This is a genomic window from Acinetobacter sp. GD03645, assembly GCF_029845285.1.
Lineage (GTDB): Bacteria > Pseudomonadota > Gammaproteobacteria > Pseudomonadales > Moraxellaceae > Acinetobacter > Acinetobacter corruptisaponis.
This window is the reverse complement of sequence record NZ_JAOCLL010000019.1, coordinates 1-20,646: the sequence shown is the minus strand read 5'-3', so window position 1 is coordinate 20,646 and position 20,646 is coordinate 1. Positions and strand designations below refer to the sequence as shown.

Genomic DNA, 20,646 nt, shown 5'->3' with positions numbered 1-20,646 from the left:
GTTATGAGCGGTGATAAATACGCTTTAAATTAAAAGTCACCACACCCCAGATTGAGATGGTCTGACTGTCATCAGGAATGATGTGATTGTAATTCGGATTTTCAGCCTTCAACCAAAGTTCTGGAAGCGGATAATTTTCATCACCAAATATCTCTTTGATTTCAGACTTGGACATCTTATTGGTGATCATCAGCCGCTTAATGGTCGAGGAATGATTCCGCGTCTGGCACAGCCAGGCACCTGATGGCATGAAATGCCGCTAAGCCCGCGTAATTGCGGGCTTTTTTTTGTTTGTGTTTGGCACGATCTGGCAACGGGAGGAAGCGCCAAGCACCGTTTGAGCATGGCATTAAAGCTGGTATTATGGTTTGGCGATGCCATGATTGATGCCGATACCATGCTGCGTTCTTTTGTGTGTTCATGGTATTAATATTCTATAAGTTACTGTTTCGTAAGAAAAAATACGATAAATTCGAGATTTTTTCAGCATGGTATCGGAGACGAAGAAGGACAAGGTACATGCTGACCGATACCAAGCTGCGCAATCTCAAGCCCAGGGACAAACTCTACAAAGTGAATGACCGGGAAGGTCTCTATGTGGCAGTGACTCCAGCCGGCTCCATCTCGTTCCGTTACAACTACTCAATCAACGGTCGGCAGGAGACCATCACCTTTGGGCGTTATGGTGTCGGTGGCATCACCCTGGCCGAAGCCCGCGAGCTGTTGGGTGACGCCAAGAAGATGGTTGCGGCGGGCAAGTCGCCGGCCAAGGAGAAAGCCCGAGACAAGGCGCGGGTGAAAGATGCAGAGACGTTCGGTGCCTGGGCGGAGAAGTGGCTGCGTGGCTACCAGATGGCCGACTCCACCCGCGATATGCGCCGCTCGGTTTATGAGCGTGAGCTGAAGCCGAAATTCAGCAATCAGAAGCTGGTGGAGATCACCCACGAAGACTTGCGGGCGCTGGCTGATGCCATTGTTGAGCGAGGCGCACCGGCCACCGCCGTTCATGTGCGTGAAATCGTGTTGCAGGTATTTCGCTGGGCCATCGAGCGTGGGCAGAAGGTCGAAAACCCGGCAGAACTGGTGCGCCCAACAAGCATCGCTCGATTCGAGCCACGTGACCGAGCGTTGACGCCAGAAGAAATTGGGCTGATGTACCAGTACATGGAGCGAGTGGGCACAAGCCCAACAAACCGTGCGGCGGCCAAGCTGTTATTGCTGACGATGGTGCGCAAGAGCGAGCTGACCAATGCGACCTGGAGCGAGATCAATTTCAGCGAAGCGTTGTGGACGATTCCAAAGGAGCGGATGAAACGCCGTAACCCGCACCTGGTATTTCTGTCCCAGCAGGCTCTGGATATTTTCATTGCCATGAAAACCTTTGCCGGTGGTTCCGACTTCGTTTTGCCATCACGGTACGACTCGGATGCGCCGATGAGCGCTGCCACACTTAACCAGGTGCTGACGCTGACTTACAAGGCGGCGCAGAAAGATGGGAAGTCACTTACCAAGTTCGGACCGCATGATTTGCGGCGCACAGCCAGCACGCTGTTGCATGAGGCCGGCTACAACACCGACTGGATCGAGAAGTGCCTGGCGCACGAGCAGAAGGGCGTGAGGGCTGTCTACAACAAGGCTGAGTACCGCGAGCAGCGGGCGGCGATGTTGCAGGATTGGGCCGATATGATTGATGAGTGGACTTCGGGAGGCAGTAAGGGTTGATGTTTTTGCTATCTTTGATAGCATTGAAGTTGATGCCGTGAATTTATAAATAAGGCCGCCATTGGCATCGGGCAGGTCAATTACCGATTAGCTGCTTCGCGCAGCTACTCGATGAATAGCAACTATTCATTTGAGAGGTATTGACCCATGCAAAATATAAAGACCCTCATCAACAGGAAGAAGCTCCTGGAGATGATCCCGCTTTCGACACGAACAATTTATAACCTGGAGCAGCGAGGGGATTTTCCACGCCGTATCGCGTTAACCAGTAGAAATGTCGCCTGGGATTTGTCAGAGGTCGAAGAGTGGATTGAGGCACGTAAATCATCGGGTGATCAAGCTGCGCGACCTGGCCCTATAGAGGGCTAGTTATATGGCTCTTGATCTTATGGCGGCTTTCACGGAATTGCCGCCACCCATTGATTATGTTCTGCCTAATATGGTTGCTGGCACTGTTGGTGCTCTTGTGTCGCCTGGTGGGGCTGGTAAATCCATGTTGGCCCTTCAATTGGCTGCACAGATTGCAGGCGGGCCTGATTTACTTGAAATAGGCGAGTTTCCCACCGGGCAAGTGGTCTATCTGCCTGCTGAAGATCCACCGGCCGCTATTCACCATCGTCTGCACGCCCTTGGGGCACACCTCAGCGCAGCGGAACGGCAAGCCGTGGCTGATGGTTTGCTCATTGAACCCTTGATCGGTAAATGCCCAAACATCATGGCTGCTAGCTGGTTCGATGCTCTCAAACGAGCCGCTGAAGGTCGTCGCTTGATGATCTTGGACACTTTGCGGCGCTTCCACATTGAGGAGGAGAACGCTAGCGGGCCGATGGCGCAGGTTGTTGGGCACATGGAGGCCATAGCCGCTGATACAGGCTGCTCCATTGTGTTTCTGCACCACGCGAGTAAAAGCGCAGCCATGATGGGGTCGGGCGATCAACAGCAGGCCAGTCGTGGATCGTCCGTACTGGTTGATAACATCCGTTGGCAATCGTACCTATCCGGCATGACGCAAGGCGAGGCCGAGATACTGGGGGTCGATGATTGTCAGCGTGGGTATTTTGTCCGCTTTGGCGTCAGCAAGGCCAACTATGGCGCACCTTTTCAAGAACTCTGGTTTAGACGGCACGACGGCGGCGTGTTGAAGCCTGCTGTACTGGAGCGGCAGTGCAAGGTGAAAAGGAGACAGCGTGAAGAAGCCTAAGCATGACCTGACCCACGTCCGACATGATCCCGCGCACTGTTTGGCACCTGGCCTGTTCCGCAGCCTCAAGCGTGGCGATCGCAAACGCTGCAAGCTGGACGTGACCTACACCTTTGGCGAGGACGAATCCATGCGTTTCGTCGGATTCGAACCTCTCGGGGCCGATGATATGCGTCTTTTGCAAGGCATCGTGGCCCTTGGCGGCCCGAACGGCATCTTGCTAACCCCGGAACCGACCAGTGAGACGGGGCGACAGCTACGGCTATTCCTTGAACCCCGTTTCGAAGCCATTGAGCAAGACGGCTTGGTGGTTCGTGAGAGCCTGACCAAACTGCTCTCAGAAACGGGCATGACGGATAGCGGCGACAACATCAAGGCGCTCAAAGCCAGCCTGCTGCGCATGTCGAACGTCACCATCCTTGTGACGAAGGGACGGCGGCAAGCCGCGTTCCACCTGATGAGTCATGCTTTTGACGAGACGGACGGCAGGCTATGGGTTGCCCTGAATCCGCGTATTGCCGAAGCGATCCTGGGGCATCGTCCATATGCCCGTATCGACATGGCGGAAGTGCGGGTGCTACAGACTGATCCGGCACGGCTGATGCACCAACGGCTATGCGGCTGGATCGACCCCGGCAAATCCGGGCGCGTGGAACTGGACACGCTTTGCGGCTATGTCTGGCCAGATGAAGCCAATGCCGAAGCTATGAAAAAACGCCGTCAGACTGCCCGGAAGGCACTGGCCGAACTTGCCGCCGTGGGTTGGGTAGTGAACGAATACGCCAAGGGAAAATGGGAGATCAAGAGGCCTGGCCCCACGGCAACTGCACCCGTTTACCGTCGTAACGTTCCCTTGTTACCGTCGTAACGCTCCCCTTCTGCCGTCGTAACGTTCCCCGTCCCAATTTGGAAAACCCAGACGGTGCGCTGCTTTGCGGGCAGTTTGGGAAATCCATCCAAGATTATCTAAAGATAATCCATCATGCGCGGTGCAGCTCGCGCCTTGAGGGCGCGTTCTGACCTTGCCAATAAAGCCCTGGCGGGCTTTATCAATCGGCCATAGGCCGATGGTTTAACGCCAAGAAGAGAAGGCGGCTTCAGTGGCCGCTGAAACGCCTTGTGAGAGGGGAAAACAACCCGGAGTCCCTTATTCCATGAGCTGAAGCAGAATCTGCGTCTAACGGTGCTGGAGGGCCGCTGTGTGCACTTGTAGTTATCTGTACTGAAACCTTGGCTCGAAACGTGAAATGGCTAAGCAGTGCCCATTCGTTCGGTAAGAATAATAAGAAGATTATTATTCTTATTATTACCAAGCAGGAATGAGCCGTGTGTGTTGGACGCCCATAACCAGTAACCTGCGTGAAGGTGTCAACATCAGGAAAGGTTGCCCCTCAAGTATCAATACGTCGCCTTAGTGGTATGACGGGAGGGGAGGCAAATTTCTTGTGTTCATTGACACTTGAGGGGCGGGTTATGCCCTTCTTTTTTGGCGTCCAACTCGCCCCATCGGGGCGAATGGTTTGTGTCGATTGTTGGCATTTTAGGTTCCGATTTAAAGCCGATTGAGCAGCGATTTTGAAGCGACTATGTCGATTGCAGGCCGATTTGGTGACGATTACGGTTATGTTGCCAAGAATCGGTGTTTGTTTGACGATAAAACGCTTTACGTTCGATATGCGCTAGATTTTCAATAGTGGGTGAAATGCGGGCAGGATGGGTGAAGTTAGCTAACCGGCAAGCCGGTTATCTATCTTCACTGTCCCTTATTCGCGCCGGGGGCACTCAACGGGAATCCTGCCCTGCGGGGCTGATCGGCTACCGCCGGTTGCAAGAGTATAGGTCTTGCTATTTTTAATATCTTTGATAGCATGGTTGTCGGGTACACCAAAAGGGTATTGATATGGCAAATGTGCTTATCAGGAATTTACCCGCCGAGGTGCACCGTGCGTTGAAAGTTCGAGCAGCGCTCAACGATAGGAGCACCGACGCGGAAATACGCGAAATACTGACGGCGGCAGTACAGCCGCTAGAGCTTGAAGAGATTGGCCGGGAAGTTGGCTTGTCCGAAAGCGATAAAAAAACAGAGTAGTTTTACGTTTGTAAGTCCGGGCCTCAGCGCCAAGGGCAATACCGATCAGCTAGTGGCGTAGCTCTTCGATGAAACGTTGCCGAGAACAAGCACAACGCTTGGTCAAGGCAATGCCTTCTTTTCATCGACGGAGTACGACCATGAAGTCCAAAATTTTAGCGGCTAAAAAAACCGCTCTAGCCGTTGCACTCGCAACCGGCTTTATCACCACTACCACCGCCCCTGTGCAAGCTGGTATCCCCGTCATCGACGGCGGCAACCTGGCCCAGAACATCATGACGGCCATCGAGTCGGTGGCGCAGACGCTCAAGCAGATTGAGCAGTACCAGACCCAGTTGCAGCAGTACGAAAATCAGCTCCAGAACACGATGGCCCCAGCCGCGTATATCTGGGATCAGGCGCAGACTACGATCAACCGGCTGATTGCCGCGCAAAACACGCTGGCCTATTACGAGAACCAGCTAGGCAGCCTGGATCGTTACCTGGCCAAGTTTCAGGACGTGGCCTATTACCGCAGCTCGCCATGCTTCAACGGCAGCGGCGGATGCACGCCGGCCGAAAAGGCAGCGATGGAAGAGAACCGCCGCCTGGCGTCAGAGTCGCAAAAGAAGGCCAACGATGCCCTGTTCCAGACCGTTGCCGACCAGCAAAAGGCTTTGAAGGATGACGCCCGTACCCTGGAGCGGCTGCAAGGCGCGGCCCAGGGTGCAACTGGCCAGCTACAGGCCATCGGCTACGCCAACCAGCTCGCCAGCCAGCAGGCCAATCAGCTCTTGCAGATTCGCACCATGTTGACCGCCCAACACAACGCGGAGGCAGCCCGGATTGCAGCAGAACTCGATGCCGAGGCGCGAGGTGATGCCAGGGCCGAGCAAATGCGTACCTGGACGTTTCGCCCGAGTCCGGCAGACAACTACTAGGGAGGCGGTGAGATGAAAAAAATCTTTTTTACTACCGCGGCTACGTTGCTGTTGTTGGCTGGATGTGAACAGGAAAGGATGCCCGAACCAAATGCGGCGACGTGTGCCCCCGATGCGTTCCAGGCAGCACTGAATGAAATGCGCAGCGAAGCGAACCGAGAGGCCTTTACCGAGGAATGCAGAGCATTCCAGAAGGCCAAGCAGATGCGTCAGTGGGAGTTCAAGCCCAGCCCTAAAGATGATTATTGAGGTGGTCGCCATGAGAAAGAAAATTGCTCTAGGTGGCTTGATGATGGTCGCCACAATGGTGCTGGCTGAACCTGCAATGGCGCAGGAGCTAAGTAGCAGCGGTGTTATGAATGATGTGCTCAAGCGTTTTCATGATGCTGCCGCAACATGGGGGCCAGCTATTGAGTCCGCTGCATCGCGTTTGTTCTGGACGCTGGTTGTGATTTCGATGGTCTGGACATTCGGCATGATGGCTTTGCGCAAGGCCGACATTGGCGAGTTCTTCGCGGAGTTCGTTCGCTTCACGATCTTCACCGGCTTTTTCTGGTGGTTGCTGACGAATGCGAACCAGGGCATGAATATCGCCGGTACGATTGTTCAGTCATTGCAAACTCTGGGCGCGCAGGCGGGGGGACTTTCCAATAGCAATCTTGGGCCCTCCAGCATCCTTGATCTTGGTTTCGAGTTATACAACCGCACAGTACAGGCCACCTCGGAGCTGGGATGGCGGCAGATGGCAACTGCTCTGGTCATGGAGCTAATGGCCCTGGCTGTTTTGTTTGTCCTGGCGTTGATTGCGGTCAACCTGTTGCTGTTGCTCGCATCAGCCTGGATTCTGTTGTATGCCGGTGTGTTCTTCCTTGGCTTTGGTGGAAGTCGTTGGACTTCCGACATGGCGATCAATTACTACAAGACCGTGCTGGGCCTGGCCGCACAGCTTATGGCAATGGTGCTTCTGGTTGCGATTGGCAAAGAGTTCATCAATCACTACTACACGCAAATCAGCGAGAACATGGCATCCCAGGAACTGGCCGTGATGTTGGTTATATCGGTCATCTTGCTTTTCTTGGTCAACAAAGTTCCGCCGATGATTTCTGGTCTTGTGTCTGGTGGTGGTATTGGCGCAGCCGGTGGAATTGGAAACTTCGGTGCGGGTGCGGCAGTTGGGGCGGCGGTGACGGCGGCCAGTATGGCAACTGGCGGCGCTGCCCTGGCAGGTAAAGCGGTTATGGGTGCCGCAGCCGGTGCAGCCGGAGGTGCAAGTGCACTCCAAGCGGCTTTTCAGAAAGCATCAGCGAGTATGGAAACCGGCGGTGACATGTCCAGCATGGGGTCAGTTGTCAGCAGTGGCGGAAACGGTGGTGGTGAAGCGGGTACTGCTGGCAGTAGCCCATTCGCCCAAGCGGCTGGCTTTGGTGACAGCGGCAGTAGCTCAAGCGGTGGCGGCTTTGCCAAGGCCGCGAAGCTGGCCACAGGCACGGCCTCCGAGTTAGCCAAGGGTGTCGGCTCTCAAGTGAAGCAGGGATTCCAGGAGCGAGTGAGCGAAACCACAGGCGGAAAACTGGCTGCTTCGATACGCGAAAGCATGGAGCCGAAAGAAGCAAGCCAATCTGGCCAGTTCGAGGGCAATAGCTTGGGCGCCGATTCTGGCCCAGATAGTAACGAAGTCAGGAGTTAGCACGATGACGACATCAACATACATGGCCGCATTGGCGGCCCTGGATGAAGCGCCAAGGGAAGAAGTCAGCCAGGTATTTATTTCGCCGCTGGGTGATCAATCGACCGAGGTCGATGCAGAGACAGAAACAGCCGCTTTTGTATCACGGCCAGACCCTATGAGAGAGAGCGAAACTAAGCCGATAAGTATTGAGGTTAATGGCGGCAGGAATGAGCGGTCAGCATTCGCGGAGGCGGCGGGGCTGTACCTGTAGGCGCACCGGGCTGGCCACAACCAGCCCGGCACTTTCAATCAACACCTACTGGAGAGGTGAATTATGACAACACAACATATTATCGAACCAGGGCAAGCAGTGCATCAAGCAGCGGCTATTCTTTCTTCTTTGGAGTACATCAACCAAGCGGAAGCGCGGAGCCTTGGGCCATTGGCCGAAGCCGTCGCTAATGCTTTTATGGTGGTGTACTACCAAGCTGAAACGGGCCGGGCGACACAGGCTGATTTTCAAGAAGCAATGAACGCCTTGCGCCAAGCGTGCAGCTAATGACGAAAGGGCGGCCACTCGAACTGGCCGCCTTTTTCAATCTTCACTGTTTGGCCATTCCCGACCCACAGACGGCGCATCCATCCATTCGCGTTCCTCCGGCGGCAGCGGGTAAGCCCCGGATGCTTCCGCGTCGGCCAGTAGTTCGGCCAGTGTGTAGCGCACCCGACCAGTGGAAACGGCGCGGGCCGGGTCGGCCTTCTCATGCAGCCTGTTCTCTAGGTTCTTTGGGTCTGTCATCGGGCGACCTCAGCAAGCATGGATACTAGGTGTTCCAGGTCAGTGATCGAATGCGCCAGGAAGCGGCCGGCGCGGCAATCTGCAATCATTTCCTCAGTTTTTTCCTACTCATGTTCAACCTCGTTCGTACCAGCTCTTCGAGCGATTCACCACGCGCACGACCAGCAGCATCACCGGCACTTCGACCAGGACGCCGACCACGGTTGCCAATGCAGCGCCGGAGTGCAGACCGAACAAGCTGATGGCGGCCGCCACGGCCAGCTCGAAGAAGTTGCTGGCACCGATCAGGGCCGAAGGACAGGCGACAGAGTGCTTTTCCCCCGCCCGCTTGTTCAGCCAGTAGGCTAACCCGGAATTGAAGAACACTTGAATCAAGATCGGCACGGCTAGCATGGCGATCACTAACGGCTGCCGGATGATGGCCTCGCCCTGGAAGGCGAACAGTAGAACCAACGTCAGCAGCAGCGCGGCCATCGACCACGGCCCGATCTTCTGCATGGCCCGTTCAAAGGCGGCCTGTCCTTGCTTGAGCAGATGCCGCCGCAAGAGCTGCGCCAGGATCACCGGCACGATGATGTAGAGCACGACCGAAATCAGCAGCGTGTCCCAAGGCACCGAGATCGAGGACATGCCCAGCAGCAGGCCGACGATGGGCGCGAAGGCCACGATCATGATGGCGTCGTTCAGAGCCACTTGCGAGAGCGTGAAAAGCGGGTCGCCGTTGGTAAGGCGGCTCCACACGAACACCATTGCCGTGCAGGGCGCGGCGGCCAGCAAGATCAAGCCCGCGATGTAGCTGTCCAGTTGATCGGCCGGCAGGAACGGAGCGAACACTTGTCGGATGAACAGCCACCCCAGCAGGGCCATCGAGAATGGCTTGACGGCCCAATTCACGAACAGCGTGACGCCGATGCCGCGCCAATGCTCTTTGACCTGGTGCAGCGCCCCGAAGTCGATCTTGACCAGCATCGGGACGATCATTACCCAAATCAGCAGGCCCACCGGCAAATTGACCTGGGCCACTTCCATGCGGCCTATGGCCTGGAACACGTCAGGAAGGCCCTGGCCGAGCGCAACACCGGCGACGATGCACAGGGCCACCCACAGCGTCAGGTAACGCTCGAAGCCGCTCATCGGGGCCTGGCGCGGCTTCGCGGCGATGGCCTGTGCGCCGGCGCTCATGCTTCCTGCTCGGTCTTGCCGATGTTCGCCAGCTCGCGCTTGATGGCCGTCTGGTCAAGCATTTTGAGAGGCAGATTCACGAACAGGCGGACGCGGTTCATCATGTGCCGGAAGGTTTGTTCGAAGGCCCGGCGCTTCTCGGCGTCAGTGCCTTCGACGGCGGCCGGGTCTTCAAATCCCCAATGCGCCGAGATCGGCTGACCAGGCCACACCGGACACATTTCGCCGGCGGCGTTGTCGCAGACGGTGATGATGAAGTCCATCTTCGGTGCGTCGGGCGTGGCGTACTCGTCCCAGCTCTTGCTGCGCAGATTCTCGGTCGGGTAATTCACCGACTCCACCTTTTCGACGGCGAAGGGATTGACCTTGCCGGTTGGGTGACTGCCGGCGCTGTAGGCGCGGAAGCGCCCTTGCCCCATCGTGTTGATGAGAGCTTCGGCCATGATGCTGCGCGCCGAATTGCCGGTGCAGAGGATGAGGACGTTATAGATTCTTTCGGTCATGATGTTTCGCTTTCTGGTAGTGGCTGGGGAGCAATGGCGATGGATGAAAGATCGGTGGCCTCGTCGATGACGTGGCCGGCCGCTTTCCGTTCGGAATAGCGGTCTGTCAGTGCTTCACGGTGCGGCCGTACCAGCGCCGTGAAGCGCACCAGTTCTTCCATCACATCGGCTATTCGGTCGTAGTACGGCGAGGGCTTCATGCGGCCCGCCGCGTCGAACTCTTGGAACGCTTTGGCGATACTCGACTGGTTCGGAATGGTGAACATTCGCATCCAGCGGCCGAGCAGACGCAAGGTGTTCACGGCGTTGAAGCTCTGCGAGCCGCCGGATACCTGCATCACGGCCAGGGTGCGGCCTTGGGTCGGCCGGATGCCGGCCATTTCAAGCGGCAGATGGTCAATCTGCGCCTTCATGACACTGGTAATCTGACCGTGGCGTTCCGGGCTGCACCAGACTTGTCCCTCTGACCACTCGGACAGGGCGCGCAGCTCCTTGACGGCCGGGTGATCGTCGCTTTGCACTTGATCGGGCAACGGCAAATCGGACGGGTCGAAGATGCGTGTTTCTGCGCCAAAGAATTGCAGCAGCCGGGCCGCTTCCTCGACGGCCAGCCGTGAGAACGAGCGGGCGCGCAGCGAGCCATACAGCAGCAGGATACGCACCGGCGGGGCGTCGGGTGCCAGCCCGAGCGCCGGGCGCTCGATGGCAAAGGATTTGTCCAAAGCGGGCAAAGAATCGGGGTCGGAAAGATGGCGAAGTCTCATGCCAACACCTTCCCGGCTTCCGTGGTGCAAGACAGGTTGCACACCTGGCCGCCGCAGCAGTTTTCCGTGAGAAAGGCCACCAGGTTAGTGGCCGTCGAAAAGTTCGCCTCGTAGATCACAAATCGGCCTTCTTGCCGCGACGTGACCATGCCGGCGTGTGCCAGCTCTTTCAGGTGGAAGGATAGCGAAGACGGCGGGATGCCGGCCGCTTCGCTGATTTTTCCGGCGGCCATGCCGGCGGGGCCGGCCTGGACGAGAAGCCGGAACACCGCGAGGCGCGATTCTTGAGCGATGGCCGCCAGGGCGGCTACAGCATTTATCGTTTCCATGTTTCAATAATAGTCGAAATATGGAGTGTGCTCAATAGCTCATTTAAGCTGTAAAAATGAGCTAGGCGCATTTAGATCGATATGTGATAAATTGGCCTGCCAGTTTAAGATGGGTGCATTTGAGTATGCCCAAAGGAGCCCGCAAGTATGCGCAGGACGAAGCCAGTAGCCGCGCCGATGGTGGCGCGGGTCTATCTGCGCGTCAGCACCGACGCGCAGGACTTGGAACGCCAAGAGGCGATCACTACGGCCGCGAAGGCCGCCGGCTACTACGTCGCCGGCATCTACCGTGAGAAGGCATCCGGCGCACGCGCCGACCGGCCTGAGCTGCTGCGCATGATCGGCGACCTACAGCCCGGCGAGGTGGTCATTGCCGAGAAGATCGACCGCATCAGCCGCCTACCTTTGCCCGAGGCCGAGCGCCTGGTGGCCTCGATACAGGCCAAAGGCGCACGCCTGGCCGTCCCTGGCGTGGTCGATCTATCCGACCTGGCGGCCGAGGCCCAGGGCGTCGCCAAGATCGTGCTGGAAGCCGTGCAGATCATGCTTTTTCGCCTGGCCTTGCAGATGGCCCGCGACGACTACGAGGACAGGCGCGAACGCCAGCGCCAAGGCATTGAGTTGGCCCGCCAGGCCGGGCGGTACAAGGGCCGCCGTGCTGATCCGAAGCGCCGCGCCCAAGTTGTCGCGCTGCGCAAGTCCGGCTACAGCATCAACAAGACCGCCGAGCTGGCCGGGTACAGTGCGGCCCAGGTGAAACGGATATGGGCCGAGGTCAGCCAGGCCGAAGCGAAGCAGCACGGCGCGTTCGTGGAGGACGCATTGACGGAAGCCGATGCCCTGGCCGCTGTCGGCCAGGATGAGCGCCAGGAGGAAAGGGCATGAAGAAGCCGAACCAAGACGACGAGCCGTTTTTCATCACCGAGGAGATTGCGGCCGAAATGATCGCCGGCGGCTATGAGTTCGAGCTGCCGCCCATTCCTTGCACCATCCGCCTACGCGACGTGCTGGAGCGCATGACCGATGCTGAGCTAGCATTGCAGCCGGGCGAGATCGCCGACCAGGAGCGTGAACGCTGCCGGCGCAAGCCGTGTTCAACCTCATGATCTGGTCATGGTATTTTTCATGGCACTGAGCCTGATAGTTCTTGCAAATTGTTGTCACTAAAGGGTTTTGTGTGCTTGTTTACAATCGAGTGGGAGTGACGGGCACTGGCTGGCAATGTCTAGCAACGGCAGGCATTTCGGCTGAGGGTAAAAGAACTTTCCGCTAAGCGATAGACTGTATGTAAACACAGTATTGCAAGGACGCGGAACATGCCTCATGTGGCGGCCAGGACGGCCAGCCGGGATCGGGATACTGGTCGTTACCAGAGCCACCGACCCGAGCAAACCCTTCTCTATCAGATCGTTGACGAGTATTACCCGGCATTCGCTGCGCTTATGGCAGAGCAGGGAAAGGAATTGCCGGGCTATGTGCAACGGGAATTTGAAGAATTTCTCCAATGCGGGCGGCTGGAGCATGGCTTTCTACGGGTTCGCTGCGAGTCTTGCCACGCCGAGCACCTGGTCGCTTTCAGCTGTAAGCGTCGCGGTTTCTGCCCGAGCTGTGGGGCGCGGCGGATGGCCGAAAGTGCCGCCTTGCTGGTTGATGAAGTACTGCCTGAACAACCCATGCGTCAGTGGGTGTTGAGCTTCCCGTTTCAGCTGCGTTTCCTGTTTGCCAGCCGGCCCGAGATCATGGGGTGGGTGCTGGGCATCGTTTACCGCGTCATTGCCACGCACCTGGTCAAGAAAGCGGGCCATACCCACCAAGTGGCCAAGACGGGCGCGGTCACCCTGATCCAGCGTTTTGGATCGGCGCTCAATCTGAATGTTCACTTCCACATGCTGTTTCTCGACGGTGTGTATGTCGAGCAATCCCACGGCTCAGCGCGTTTCCGCTGGGTCAAGGCGCCGACCAGCCCAGAGCTCACCCAGCTGACGCACACCATCGCCCACCGGGTGGGTCGCTATCTGGAACGGCAAGGCCTGCTGGAACGGGATGTCGAAAACAGCTATCTGGCCTCGGATGCGGTGGATGACGACCCGATGACACCCCTGCTGGGGCACTCGATCACTTACCGTATCGCTGTCGGTTCACAGGCGGGGCGAAAGGTGTTCACTTTGCAAACTCTGCCGACCAGTGGTGATCCGTTCGGTGACGGGATTGGCAAGGTAGCCGGGTCCAGCCTGCACGCCGGCGTGGCGGCCAGGGCCGATGAACGCAAGAAGCTCGAACGGCTGTGCCGGTACATCAGCCGCCCGGCGGTATCCGAGAAGCGGCTGTCGTTAACACGAGGCGGCAACGTGCGCTACCAGCTCAAGACGCCGTACCGGGACGGCACCACGCACGTCATTTTCGAACCATTGGATTTCATTGCAAGGCTGGCCGCCCTGGTACCGAAGCCCAGAGTCAACCTAACCCGCTTCCACGGGGTGTTCGCACCCAACAGTCGGCACCGGGCGTTGGTCACGCCGGCAAAACGGGGCAGGGGCAACAAGGTCAGGGTGGCTGATGAACCGGCAACACCAGCACAACGGCGAGCGTCGATGACATGGGCGCAACGGCTCAAGCGTGTTTTCAATATCGACATCGAGACCTGCAGCGGCTGCGGCGGCGCCATGAAAGTCATCGCCTGCATTGAAGACCCTATAGTGATCAAGCAGATCCTTGATCACCTGAAGCACAAAGCCGAAACCAGCGGGACCAGGGCGTTACCCGAAAGCCGGGCGCCACCGGCTGAGCTGCTCCTGGGTCTGTTTGACTGACGAGCCTGAAGGCCAACGATACCAATCAAAATGCTGCGTTCACAGCGCCGCGGCAGGGATCCGCCGTGCTGGTTGTCGGAAAAGGAGCCGCTAGTGGGAAAGAGGAGGGTAAATTTTCAGCGTTGCTGGCTCCCCGTCAGCCGGATTGGGTTGCATCGCAGGGGTGTCGAAAGAGTCAACTGCGGTCCAAAGCTGTTGGACTTGGGTGAAAAGGGCGTTTATTCTTCCTATACGTTGTCGGCAGCGGGCCAAAAAGGAATACGTCCATGCCCATCGAGGTGAAACCGGCTGTGAGCGCGGGTTCAAGCATATAGCCCGACAGGCGCGTATCCTTGCCGATCACGACACGATGGCGGTGGTCACCGCGACGAAAGACACGGCCAGCCGCCATGCCGACGCGCAAGGCGGTTTCCGCCGTCATCGCGCCTTCGTTGGCTTTGCCACGAATACCGTCTGTGCCGAAATATTTGCGCACCATAAGGTCGATTATCCTGTCGTCGGGTCGCCCTCAAAGGGGACATGCCTGCTGAACCGCGAATATAGAGAAATATCCCGAATGTGCAGTTAACGAATTCTTGCGGTTTCTTTCAGCGCCGCCAATACCGCCAGCCCGTCGCGCAAGGGGCGCGGCTCGTGTGTGCGGATGAAGTCAGCTCCACCTGCGGCGGCGGCAAGCTCTGCAGCGAGTGTCGCGGCCCCGACATCCCCCGGACCACGGCCTGTGAGCGCGCGCAGAAAGGATTTGCGCGAAACAGACAGAAGCACCGGCAAATCGAAGCGCAGCCGCAATTCATCGAACCGCGCCAGCACCGAGAGCGAGGTTTCGGGAGCAGCCCCCAGAAAAAACCCCATGCCGGGATCAAGGACAAGGCGGTTGCGTTTGATACCGGCACCCGTCAGCGCCGCGATGCGCGCGTCAAAGAACGCCGCAATGTGATCCATGATGTCGCCAGCGGGTGCCTCGCGCCGATCTGCCTGCCCGTCTTGCACCGAATGCATAACGACGAGTTTGGCAGATGATTTCGCCAATTGCGGATAGAACGCAGCGTCTGGAAAACCGCGAATATCATTGAGATAGGCCACACCACGCGACAAGGCATAGGCTTGCGTCGCGGGTTGATAACTGTCGAGCGAGACGGGAATGCCATCTGCCTTGAGCGCGTCCAGCACCGGCGCGATACGCGCGATTTCTGTGTCGGACGAAACAGGCGCGGCGTCGGGATTGCTGGATGCCGGACCGAGGTCGATCACATCTGCCCCCTCGGCCATCAGCTTACGCGCCTGCGCAATGGCTGCGTCTGGCGCCAGATACCGGCCTCCATCGGAGAAACTGTCCGAGGTTATGTTGACGATGCCGAAAATGATGAGCGATTTATTCATGGGGGCTTCTATAATAATAATAATCGAGCATGAGTCTCATACGGATGCTCGGGTCGAAAGGGAATCCCCAGGCGAGTAACCTGTTTGCGGTGATCCATTAGCTGCAGGAGCAGAAGAGCATACATCTGGAAGCAAAGCCAGGAAAGCGGCCTATGGAGCTGTGCGGCAGCGCTCAGTAGGCAATTTTTCAAAATATTGTTAAGCCTTTTCTGAGCATGGTATTTTTCATGGTATTACCAATTAGCAGGAAAATAAGCCATTGAATATAAAAGATAAAAATGTCTTGTTTACAATAGAGTGGGCATTGTTATCAATCAGGGCAACCACGATATCGTAATGCTTGGCTTCAATACTGCGATCAATAATGATTGGATCATTAATCTCTAGGCCAGCATCAAGCATGGATTCACTGTCTACATAAGCAATGAACGTAGAAATAGGGTTGTGAATCAGGAACTCATTCAAATCGAGTGCTTTGTCTTGCTCATCCTTGGTGCTGAAGGCTGGACCTGCAGGGATACGCTCTAAAGAGACCGGAATAGAGACTTTGGATTTGGGTAGGACTGCATTAAGCCCTAACTGCGCAACCAGTTCATTTTGAACAGCGATCTGTTCTAGAACAGTATTGATGGTAGGGCTTGGCTTACCTTCTGGACCCATGAGCTCTTGTAAAGATGACCATGCATCGTCAGAGAAGTAGATCGGCAACTTCTTAGACATGTGATACTCCTACGCTACGAGGCGTGTTTGGAAGTAGAATTTGTTTAAATAGGATATTACTAACAGCGTTTAAAATTCAAATTTAAAAAGTTGTGGATAAACAAGTATGCGTCAGAATAAGACGTTTTGTTTCTGCTCATCGCGTGGAAAAGTGACGAATTCATCGGGCATTGGAAAGAAATATTCATGCGCGTGTTCATGATCTGCTGTTAGCCAGTCTTTTCGATATTGCTCCGGAATAACAATGATGGATCGCTTCTCATCCTTCGGTGCATGGAATTGCTTCATGAAGGGGTGATGATCAGAATTGATGGTTAACATCGAAAAGGAACGTACCTTATTGCCATCAATCACGGCATCATCATAGATCCCTGCAACCGTGAAAGGCTGATCATCTTTACGCTTGATGGTGTACCAGTATGGCTTGCCATTGATGTATTTGGGTTCGTAGAACTCTTGCACAGGGACTAGGCAGAACTTGCTGTATTTCCATGAGTGTCGAAAGCTGGGCTTATCAGCTACAGACTCGGTACGTGCATTATAAGTGTGGCTGCTAAATTTCAATTCTTTCGCCCAACTCGGAAGTAATCCAAACTTTGCGATATCAAGTTCCAAATGTTCTGAGCCATTCAAGATGATTGGAGCGTGATAAGAAGGAAAGACATGATCCTTAAGCTCAAGATCAAACTGGCTTGTATCGACACCTAAGAGTGTCAAATTTCTTTTATTTGGAAATAGGTAATTTGAGCACATAGCCTGATCACATAACTAAAGAATTTATCTGAAATTGTATACGATGCTTTATGGAACACATGGGATTTATGGTGTCAGTTCAAGTAGGCTATATGAAAAAAGTCATGATGGGGCAAGTTACATTTTCAGTTAAAGTATGACTTATGGGATGCAAAACTACGTTGGGCGTGAAGTCATAAAAAAATTAATCAGGATTTTGCATAAATAGTGCGCCGTAAGGCGCATTATTTTTAAGGAAGGTTTGTATTACTCGACAATATATAACTTATGTTTTTTCTTCGGGGGCTCAACTTTAGCTAAAGCATCAAATGTTAATTGATTAAAATCTTCTTCAGAGATTCCAATTTCATCAAGCATTTTATTTTTATCAAAAGATGGTTGTGAGGCTAAAACAGAGATAATTTTGGGCAACATCAAACTCTCATCTCGATGAGTTTCTTCAGGTTCATTAATGTTGTAGCCCAACGAATTGATCTTTATAGAGTTACTACGATTAACCCAATCACTAACTAATCCCAGCTTGTGAGCTTTATAGTTAATAGCCTTCAGGGATGTTCGCCAAATCTTTTTATACTCAATCATATTTTCTAGTGAAAAATAGCGTGGAGCAGTAGAAAGAAATGCATCTGTTGGCATTAAAAATTCAGATGAAAATTGATCCGCTTCAGTTTCGAGAACACGATTATCTTTCTCGACACGAATTTTTTTGTTATGCGTATGCATAACGATATGACCAAGTTCGTGTGCACAATCGAAGCGGGCTCTTTCGGCAGACTTAAATGTATTTAGAAATATGAAAGGGCTACCACTTTCATCATCAAAAAAAGATAGTGCATCAATTTCTCGAATTTCAGTCGGTAATCTAAAGACACGGATTCCCTTTAGCTCACACAACGAAACAATGTTATTAATAGGTTGATTACCTAAAGCCCATAAACCTCTCAACTCTGACGCTAGGTGATCGGCATACTTAGATTCACCCAAAAACTCAGTAATATCTAAATCAGGACGGTGAAAAGTAGGTAACTTTACTTTCTGATTTAAGTACTTGTTAATATTTATTGCTAAAAGAGTATATGCCTCATTAGCTTTTCTATGCTGTGCTTTAATACGAGCAACCGATCTATAGAAGATTTGGTCTGTTTCATGTGGTTGTGTGTCATTACCTGCAAAGAATGACTTGGGTAAATTTAATACACGGCATATATCATCTTGATCATTTTCATTGATTTCTTTATCCACGTCTAAAAGTTGCTTTACCTTAGAGATAGAGCAACTCAATTTTTCTGCGAAATCGGTATTGCTAAGTCCTCGTAATTCTTTAGCAATACGTAAACGATCTTTATTAAACACATTAACCTCAGATTAAACTACAAGCTGAATATCAAAATCATCTGGTTTAATTTCATTAGATGGTTCCAATACTGGCTTAGGATCAGTTTTTACAGGAACTGTATTATCTATTTCAAATGCAATTCTGCAAGTATGGTCACTTGGTAAAATTGAAATTTTTTTCGCTTTTAAGTCCTGTACGAAGCTAGTTGGGTATGCAAATTCAAAAGGAATATTTGGGATATCAATGTCTTTATAGGCTGGATGTGATGCTGAAGGAAAGTATAAAATCCATGTTCTCAATTTTGTCTCATCATCATAAGCAGACTGATTCTCCTTAATATTATTTAATGTCATTAATCCTTTTTCACAGTGTGCTGATACAACTTGATCAGCTAACCCCAATGCAATATTCCCGCTCATAAAGATAATTTGTATTTTCTTTACTGTATTCTCAATTCTTGGCTGGCTGTCATTGTGGAATATCCAAGCAGGATCAGATTGTCGAAGCAGTAAAGCAATCTGTTCTCCAATTTTTCCCCATCGTGCAATAAAGCGTGCACGGTTATAGTGAGTATTTGTTCTATAGTCAGCATCACCGATCATAATTGCGTTTCTGACTAACTCGAGATCAGGTAATCCTAACTGTTTAGCTTTTTTGATAGCATTTTCACCTTTGAAAAAATCACATGGCGTGGGTTCAGAAGGTTGGATTGATTCTTCATCAAGGAGATTTAAATTCATCTTAAAAGTTATCCTAAAGTAGCGAATGTCTTTTTTATAACATCTTTTGATGTTTTAAAAAAGACATTTTTATAAATGTGTGCTATCTTCACTTACAACTTGATAATAAGAATTTTGGAGAAGAGACGTTGAGTAACTTATTCATTAATCATAAAAATTGTCCTGAATGCGGTGGCCGTATCAAAGGCTATTATTACTACTGTGGGCAGTGTGGTAGTCAAAATGTTGTAAACTGGAAGCACACGGGGATATTTTTGTTGATTGCTGGAAAGATTTTTCTGGTTGCTATGCTTTTTTTGCTAAAAAATTTTGTTCAAATCCATTTTTTTCACAAGTTTCATTGTGCTAATTTTTTAAATAATTCATAGAGGTTGATAGTAAAATGAAAGTTAAAGATTTAATTAAATAATTAGAAGAGTTTGATCTGGAATTAGATGTTTTAATTGCTAATGAAGAGAACAAAATCATTGGCATAAAAACCCTAGCCCGATTCTTTGAAATAAGCTATGTTTCTTTTGTTCATCCAGAGACACAAAGAAATGATATGGAAAGAAATGTTGAATTTACCTTTTTAGGAATGTCGACTAAAGACTCTAGAGTTATTGTTTTTATTGACGTTGTTCCATAATTTTCAAGTAGTCAAAATGAGTATACAATATTCATGTGATGCAAGAAGATACAACTGGATAGGATGGGCCCATAAGTATTTGAAGCTGCCTCGTGTATGATCATGGGGACTGTCCAAACAAACGGCTTTTGAGAGTGCTGCCTGATACGAAAAATAATATCCAAGAGATGCTAGCGGTAAATTTAGTGTAAAATTTAATGCTAGCCATCATTAAAACTTATTTAAAAATATGAAGTTATATCGCACAGATTGGAATATGTTTCCTAAAACGGTTATTGACCGTGGTCTTGGAGATGCAACCTCTCATTACATGTATGAAGCTGCTAAAGCAGGGGATGTTGAAAGTGCGTATATTTTAGCTAAAGATTTAGTTTCGGATGAGGCGATTGCTGAACTAGAAAGAATTATCGATGGTCGGGAAACTATTATAGTACCTGTACATGCTGAGGAAGCAGTCGGTCGTAATATGATTCCTTTAGCTACTTCAGCAGTTATAGCAAAGAAACTTGGGCTTGAAGTTGATACGAATATAGTTCAAGCTATAAAAGTATCAAGAACTGGCGGTGATGGGTGGCATAGATTAGCCAACCCACCAGCATTTGATGGGACAATAAACAATGATAAATGTGTTATTATTGTTGATGATACCCAGACCCAAGGTGGTACTTTTGCAGCATTAAAAGGTCATATTGAAACAACTGGGACGAATAAAGTTATTGGAGCATATGCACTGACGGGTAAACAATACTCATCACAATTAGCTCTAAGTAAAGAAACTCTTCAGCAATTGAGGGATGTATATGGTAATCTTGAAGCATGGTGGAAATCGATTTACGGGTACGATTTCGAAAGGCTCACAGAGTGGGAAGCAAAGTATATCCTCAACTCTCGTAAAACAGCTGACGAAGTCCGAGATAGAATCATTGCGTCAAAACAAACGTGATGCTTATGCACTTATGATGAAAATGAATTAATTATTATTTAATTAAGTTAAAAGACTGCTATATAGCGGTCTTTTTTGTTTTTGAGCTCTACAAATTTTAATGAGTACATATAGTTACTTTTATAAAAATGATAATAAAGGGTAGAGGAGGTCATCTA

The 20,646-nt window shown here is 52.2% G+C and carries 25 protein-coding genes and 2 pseudogenes; 15 read left to right on the top strand and 12 right to left on the bottom strand.

Annotation, left to right across the window (positions count from 1 at the left end; translation table 11 throughout):
• Window position 1: 1 nt before the first annotated feature.
• Window positions 2-217, bottom strand: a pseudogene (locus tag N5J47_RS14560) (hypothetical protein); the annotation flags it as partial.
• Between the two features lie 36 nt (window positions 218-253).
• On the opposite strand from N5J47_RS14560, the gene N5J47_RS14555 reads away from it, so the two are divergent.
• The 11 genes from N5J47_RS14555 (at window position 254) to N5J47_RS14505 (ending at window position 8,160) form a co-directional block, all read left to right on the top strand.
• Window positions 254-430: a hypothetical protein gene (locus tag N5J47_RS14555; protein ID WP_001131288.1), complete on the top strand. Its 177-nt coding sequence runs from the start codon at window positions 254-256 to the stop codon at window positions 428-430.
• An 89-nt stretch (window positions 431-519) separates the two neighbouring features.
• Entirely contained in the window at window positions 520-1,722 is a 1,203-nt protein-coding gene (locus tag N5J47_RS14550; RefSeq protein ID WP_000954590.1) for a site-specific integrase, read from the top strand.
• 147 nt (window positions 1,723-1,869) lie between these two features.
• On the top strand, window positions 1,870-2,091 hold the full coding sequence (locus tag N5J47_RS14545) for an AlpA family phage regulatory protein (RefSeq protein ID WP_001179606.1): 222 nt from the start codon (window positions 1,870-1,872) through the stop codon (window positions 2,089-2,091).
• A gap of 4 nt (window positions 2,092-2,095) precedes the next feature.
• On the top strand, window positions 2,096-2,923 hold the full coding sequence (locus N5J47_RS14540; protein ID WP_001162384.1) for a helicase RepA family protein: 828 nt from the start codon (window positions 2,096-2,098) through the stop codon (window positions 2,921-2,923).
• Window positions 2,910-3,791, top strand: coding sequence for a replication protein C, IncQ-type (gene repC / locus N5J47_RS14535; protein ID WP_000743064.1), 882 nt, complete (start codon window positions 2,910-2,912; stop codon window positions 3,789-3,791). The genes N5J47_RS14540 and repC overlap by 14 nt, the downstream gene beginning before the upstream one ends.
• A 1,032-nt stretch (window positions 3,792-4,823) precedes the next feature.
• Window positions 4,824-5,012, top strand: coding sequence for a stabilization protein (locus tag N5J47_RS14530; protein WP_000024442.1), 189 nt, complete (start codon window positions 4,824-4,826; stop codon window positions 5,010-5,012).
• A gap of 140 nt (window positions 5,013-5,152) precedes the next feature.
• On the top strand, window positions 5,153-5,932 hold the full coding sequence (trbJ, locus tag N5J47_RS14525) for a P-type conjugative transfer protein TrbJ (RefSeq protein ID WP_000836966.1): 780 nt from the start codon (window positions 5,153-5,155) through the stop codon (window positions 5,930-5,932).
• A gap of 12 nt (window positions 5,933-5,944) precedes the next feature.
• Complete coding sequence (trbK, locus tag N5J47_RS14520; RefSeq protein WP_000718002.1) at window positions 5,945-6,181, top strand: entry exclusion lipoprotein TrbK; 237 nt, start codon at window positions 5,945-5,947, stop codon at window positions 6,179-6,181.
• 10 nt (window positions 6,182-6,191) lie between these two features.
• Entirely contained in the window at window positions 6,192-7,619 is a 1,428-nt protein-coding gene (trbL, locus tag N5J47_RS14515; RefSeq protein ID WP_001405816.1) for a P-type conjugative transfer protein TrbL, read from the top strand.
• 4 nt (window positions 7,620-7,623) lie between these two features.
• Window positions 7,624-7,872, top strand: a complete 249-nt coding sequence (locus N5J47_RS14510) for a hypothetical protein (RefSeq protein WP_000213809.1) — start codon at window positions 7,624-7,626, stop codon at window positions 7,870-7,872.
• Between the two features lie 63 nt (window positions 7,873-7,935).
• Window positions 7,936-8,160 carry a type I toxin-antitoxin system ptaRNA1 family toxin gene (locus tag N5J47_RS14505; protein ID WP_000211355.1) on the top strand — a complete coding sequence of 75 codons (225 nt, stop codon included), beginning with the start codon at window positions 7,936-7,938 and terminating at the stop codon, window positions 8,158-8,160.
• Between the two features lie 36 nt (window positions 8,161-8,196).
• Here N5J47_RS14505 and N5J47_RS14500 read toward each other — a convergent pair whose 3' ends face one another.
• From N5J47_RS14500 to N5J47_RS14480, 5 genes are all read right to left on the bottom strand, one after another.
• Window positions 8,197-8,400 (bottom strand): hypothetical protein, encoded by a 204-nt coding sequence (locus tag N5J47_RS14500; RefSeq protein ID WP_000131871.1) that lies wholly within the window; start codon window positions 8,398-8,400, stop codon window positions 8,197-8,199.
• 114 nt (window positions 8,401-8,514) lie between these two features.
• Window positions 8,515-9,582 carry an ACR3 family arsenite efflux transporter gene (gene arsB, locus N5J47_RS14495; RefSeq protein ID WP_001272375.1) on the bottom strand — a complete coding sequence of 356 codons (1,068 nt, stop codon included), beginning with the start codon at window positions 9,580-9,582 and terminating at the stop codon, window positions 8,515-8,517.
• Window positions 9,579-10,085: an arsenate reductase ArsC gene (locus N5J47_RS14490; protein WP_000140066.1), complete on the bottom strand. Its 507-nt coding sequence runs from the start codon at window positions 10,083-10,085 to the stop codon at window positions 9,579-9,581. The genes arsB and N5J47_RS14490 overlap by 4 nt, the downstream gene beginning before the upstream one ends.
• The gene (gene arsH / locus N5J47_RS14485) at window positions 10,082-10,849 is read right to left on the bottom strand and encodes an arsenical resistance protein ArsH (protein ID WP_001239389.1); all 768 of its coding nucleotides are present in this window, start codon (window positions 10,847-10,849) and stop codon (window positions 10,082-10,084) included. The genes N5J47_RS14490 and arsH overlap by 4 nt, the downstream gene beginning before the upstream one ends.
• Window positions 10,846-11,178, bottom strand: a complete 333-nt coding sequence (locus tag N5J47_RS14480; RefSeq protein WP_000447876.1) for a metalloregulator ArsR/SmtB family transcription factor — start codon at window positions 11,176-11,178, stop codon at window positions 10,846-10,848. The genes arsH and N5J47_RS14480 overlap by 4 nt, the downstream gene beginning before the upstream one ends.
• Before the next feature lie 147 nt (window positions 11,179-11,325).
• Between N5J47_RS14480 and N5J47_RS14475 the strand changes: the two genes are divergently transcribed.
• From N5J47_RS14475 to N5J47_RS14465, 3 genes are all read left to right on the top strand, one after another.
• On the top strand, window positions 11,326-12,063 hold the full coding sequence (locus tag N5J47_RS14475) for a recombinase family protein (RefSeq protein WP_001366550.1): 738 nt from the start codon (window positions 11,326-11,328) through the stop codon (window positions 12,061-12,063).
• On the top strand, window positions 12,060-12,284 hold the full coding sequence (locus N5J47_RS14470; RefSeq protein WP_000743213.1) for a hypothetical protein: 225 nt from the start codon (window positions 12,060-12,062) through the stop codon (window positions 12,282-12,284). The genes N5J47_RS14475 and N5J47_RS14470 overlap by 4 nt, the downstream gene beginning before the upstream one ends.
• A gap of 210 nt (window positions 12,285-12,494) precedes the next feature.
• Window positions 12,495-13,988: an IS91-like element ISVsa3 family transposase gene (locus N5J47_RS14465; RefSeq protein WP_001120888.1), complete on the top strand. Its 1,494-nt coding sequence runs from the start codon at window positions 12,495-12,497 to the stop codon at window positions 13,986-13,988.
• Between the two features lie 175 nt (window positions 13,989-14,163).
• Here N5J47_RS14465 and N5J47_RS14460 read toward each other — a convergent pair whose 3' ends face one another.
• The 6 genes and pseudogenes from N5J47_RS14460 to N5J47_RS14435 form a co-directional block, all read right to left on the bottom strand.
• On the bottom strand, window positions 14,164-14,466 hold the full coding sequence (locus N5J47_RS14460; protein ID WP_000251875.1) for a phosphoglucosamine mutase: 303 nt from the start codon (window positions 14,464-14,466) through the stop codon (window positions 14,164-14,166).
• Between the two features lie 86 nt (window positions 14,467-14,552).
• Window positions 14,553-15,368, bottom strand: coding sequence for a sulfonamide-resistant dihydropteroate synthase Sul2 (gene sul2, locus N5J47_RS14455; RefSeq protein WP_001043260.1), 816 nt, complete (start codon window positions 15,366-15,368; stop codon window positions 14,553-14,555).
• A 291-nt stretch (window positions 15,369-15,659) separates the two neighbouring features.
• Window positions 15,660-16,088 (bottom strand): annotated as a pseudogene (locus N5J47_RS14450) (S24 family peptidase); the annotation flags it as partial.
• 111 nt (window positions 16,089-16,199) lie between these two features.
• Complete coding sequence (locus tag N5J47_RS14445) at window positions 16,200-16,841, bottom strand: SOS response-associated peptidase family protein (protein ID WP_004999980.1); 642 nt, start codon at window positions 16,839-16,841, stop codon at window positions 16,200-16,202.
• 246 nt (window positions 16,842-17,087) lie between these two features.
• Complete coding sequence (locus tag N5J47_RS14440; RefSeq protein WP_000482094.1) at window positions 17,088-18,194, bottom strand: ImmA/IrrE family metallo-endopeptidase; 1,107 nt, start codon at window positions 18,192-18,194, stop codon at window positions 17,088-17,090.
• Window positions 18,195-18,206: 12 nt separating this feature from the next.
• Window positions 18,207-18,917 (bottom strand): hypothetical protein, encoded by a 711-nt coding sequence (locus N5J47_RS14435; protein ID WP_001052588.1) that lies wholly within the window; start codon window positions 18,915-18,917, stop codon window positions 18,207-18,209.
• Window positions 18,918-19,774: 857 nt separating this feature from the next.
• Between N5J47_RS14435 and N5J47_RS14430 the strand changes: the two genes are divergently transcribed.
• On the top strand, window positions 19,775-20,488 hold the full coding sequence (locus N5J47_RS14430) for a hypothetical protein (protein ID WP_001986287.1): 714 nt from the start codon (window positions 19,775-19,777) through the stop codon (window positions 20,486-20,488).
• Window positions 20,489-20,646 lie beyond the last annotated feature (158 nt).

What these genes read in the sequence shown, in the direction of transcription:
- N5J47_RS14555 (WP_001131288.1), top strand. Translation starts at nt 254, where the DNA reads ATGCCGCTAAGCCCGCGTAATTGCGGGCTTTTTTTTGTTTGTGTTTGG.
- N5J47_RS14550 (WP_000954590.1), top strand. Translation starts at nt 520, where the DNA reads ATGCTGACCGATACCAAGCTGCGCAATCTCAAGCCCAGGGACAAACTC.
- N5J47_RS14545 (WP_001179606.1), top strand. Translation starts at nt 1,870, where the DNA reads ATGCAAAATATAAAGACCCTCATCAACAGGAAGAAGCTCCTGGAGATG.
- N5J47_RS14540 (WP_001162384.1), top strand. Translation starts at nt 2,096, where the DNA reads ATGGCTCTTGATCTTATGGCGGCTTTCACGGAATTGCCGCCACCCATT.
- N5J47_RS14530 (WP_000024442.1), top strand. Translation starts at nt 4,824, where the DNA reads ATGGCAAATGTGCTTATCAGGAATTTACCCGCCGAGGTGCACCGTGCG.
- trbJ (WP_000836966.1), top strand. Translation starts at nt 5,153, where the DNA reads ATGAAGTCCAAAATTTTAGCGGCTAAAAAAACCGCTCTAGCCGTTGCA.
- trbK (WP_000718002.1), top strand. Translation starts at nt 5,945, where the DNA reads ATGAAAAAAATCTTTTTTACTACCGCGGCTACGTTGCTGTTGTTGGCT.
- trbL (WP_001405816.1), top strand. Translation starts at nt 6,192, where the DNA reads ATGAGAAAGAAAATTGCTCTAGGTGGCTTGATGATGGTCGCCACAATG.
- N5J47_RS14510 (WP_000213809.1), top strand. Translation starts at nt 7,624, where the DNA reads ATGACGACATCAACATACATGGCCGCATTGGCGGCCCTGGATGAAGCG.
- N5J47_RS14505 (WP_000211355.1), top strand. Translation starts at nt 7,936, where the DNA reads ATGACAACACAACATATTATCGAACCAGGGCAAGCAGTGCATCAAGCA.
- N5J47_RS14500 (WP_000131871.1), bottom strand. Translation starts at nt 8,400, where the DNA reads ATGACAGACCCAAAGAACCTAGAGAACAGGCTGCATGAGAAGGCCGAC.
- arsB (WP_001272375.1), bottom strand. Translation starts at nt 9,582, where the DNA reads ATGAGCGCCGGCGCACAGGCCATCGCCGCGAAGCCGCGCCAGGCCCCG.
- N5J47_RS14490 (WP_000140066.1), bottom strand. Translation starts at nt 10,085, where the DNA reads ATGACCGAAAGAATCTATAACGTCCTCATCCTCTGCACCGGCAATTCG.
- arsH (WP_001239389.1), bottom strand. Translation starts at nt 10,849, where the DNA reads ATGAGACTTCGCCATCTTTCCGACCCCGATTCTTTGCCCGCTTTGGAC.
- N5J47_RS14480 (WP_000447876.1), bottom strand. Translation starts at nt 11,178, where the DNA reads ATGGAAACGATAAATGCTGTAGCCGCCCTGGCGGCCATCGCTCAAGAA.
- N5J47_RS14475 (WP_001366550.1), top strand. Translation starts at nt 11,326, where the DNA reads ATGCGCAGGACGAAGCCAGTAGCCGCGCCGATGGTGGCGCGGGTCTAT.
- N5J47_RS14470 (WP_000743213.1), top strand. Translation starts at nt 12,060, where the DNA reads ATGAAGAAGCCGAACCAAGACGACGAGCCGTTTTTCATCACCGAGGAG.
- N5J47_RS14465 (WP_001120888.1), top strand. Translation starts at nt 12,495, where the DNA reads ATGCCTCATGTGGCGGCCAGGACGGCCAGCCGGGATCGGGATACTGGT.
- N5J47_RS14460 (WP_000251875.1), bottom strand. Translation starts at nt 14,466, where the DNA reads ATGGTGCGCAAATATTTCGGCACAGACGGTATTCGTGGCAAAGCCAAC.
- sul2 (WP_001043260.1), bottom strand. Translation starts at nt 15,368, where the DNA reads ATGAATAAATCGCTCATCATTTTCGGCATCGTCAACATAACCTCGGAC.
- N5J47_RS14445 (WP_004999980.1), bottom strand. Translation starts at nt 16,841, where the DNA reads ATGTGCTCAAATTACCTATTTCCAAATAAAAGAAATTTGACACTCTTA.
- N5J47_RS14435 (WP_001052588.1), bottom strand. Translation starts at nt 18,917, where the DNA reads ATGAATTTAAATCTCCTTGATGAAGAATCAATCCAACCTTCTGAACCC.
- N5J47_RS14430 (WP_001986287.1), top strand. Translation starts at nt 19,775, where the DNA reads ATGAAGTTATATCGCACAGATTGGAATATGTTTCCTAAAACGGTTATT.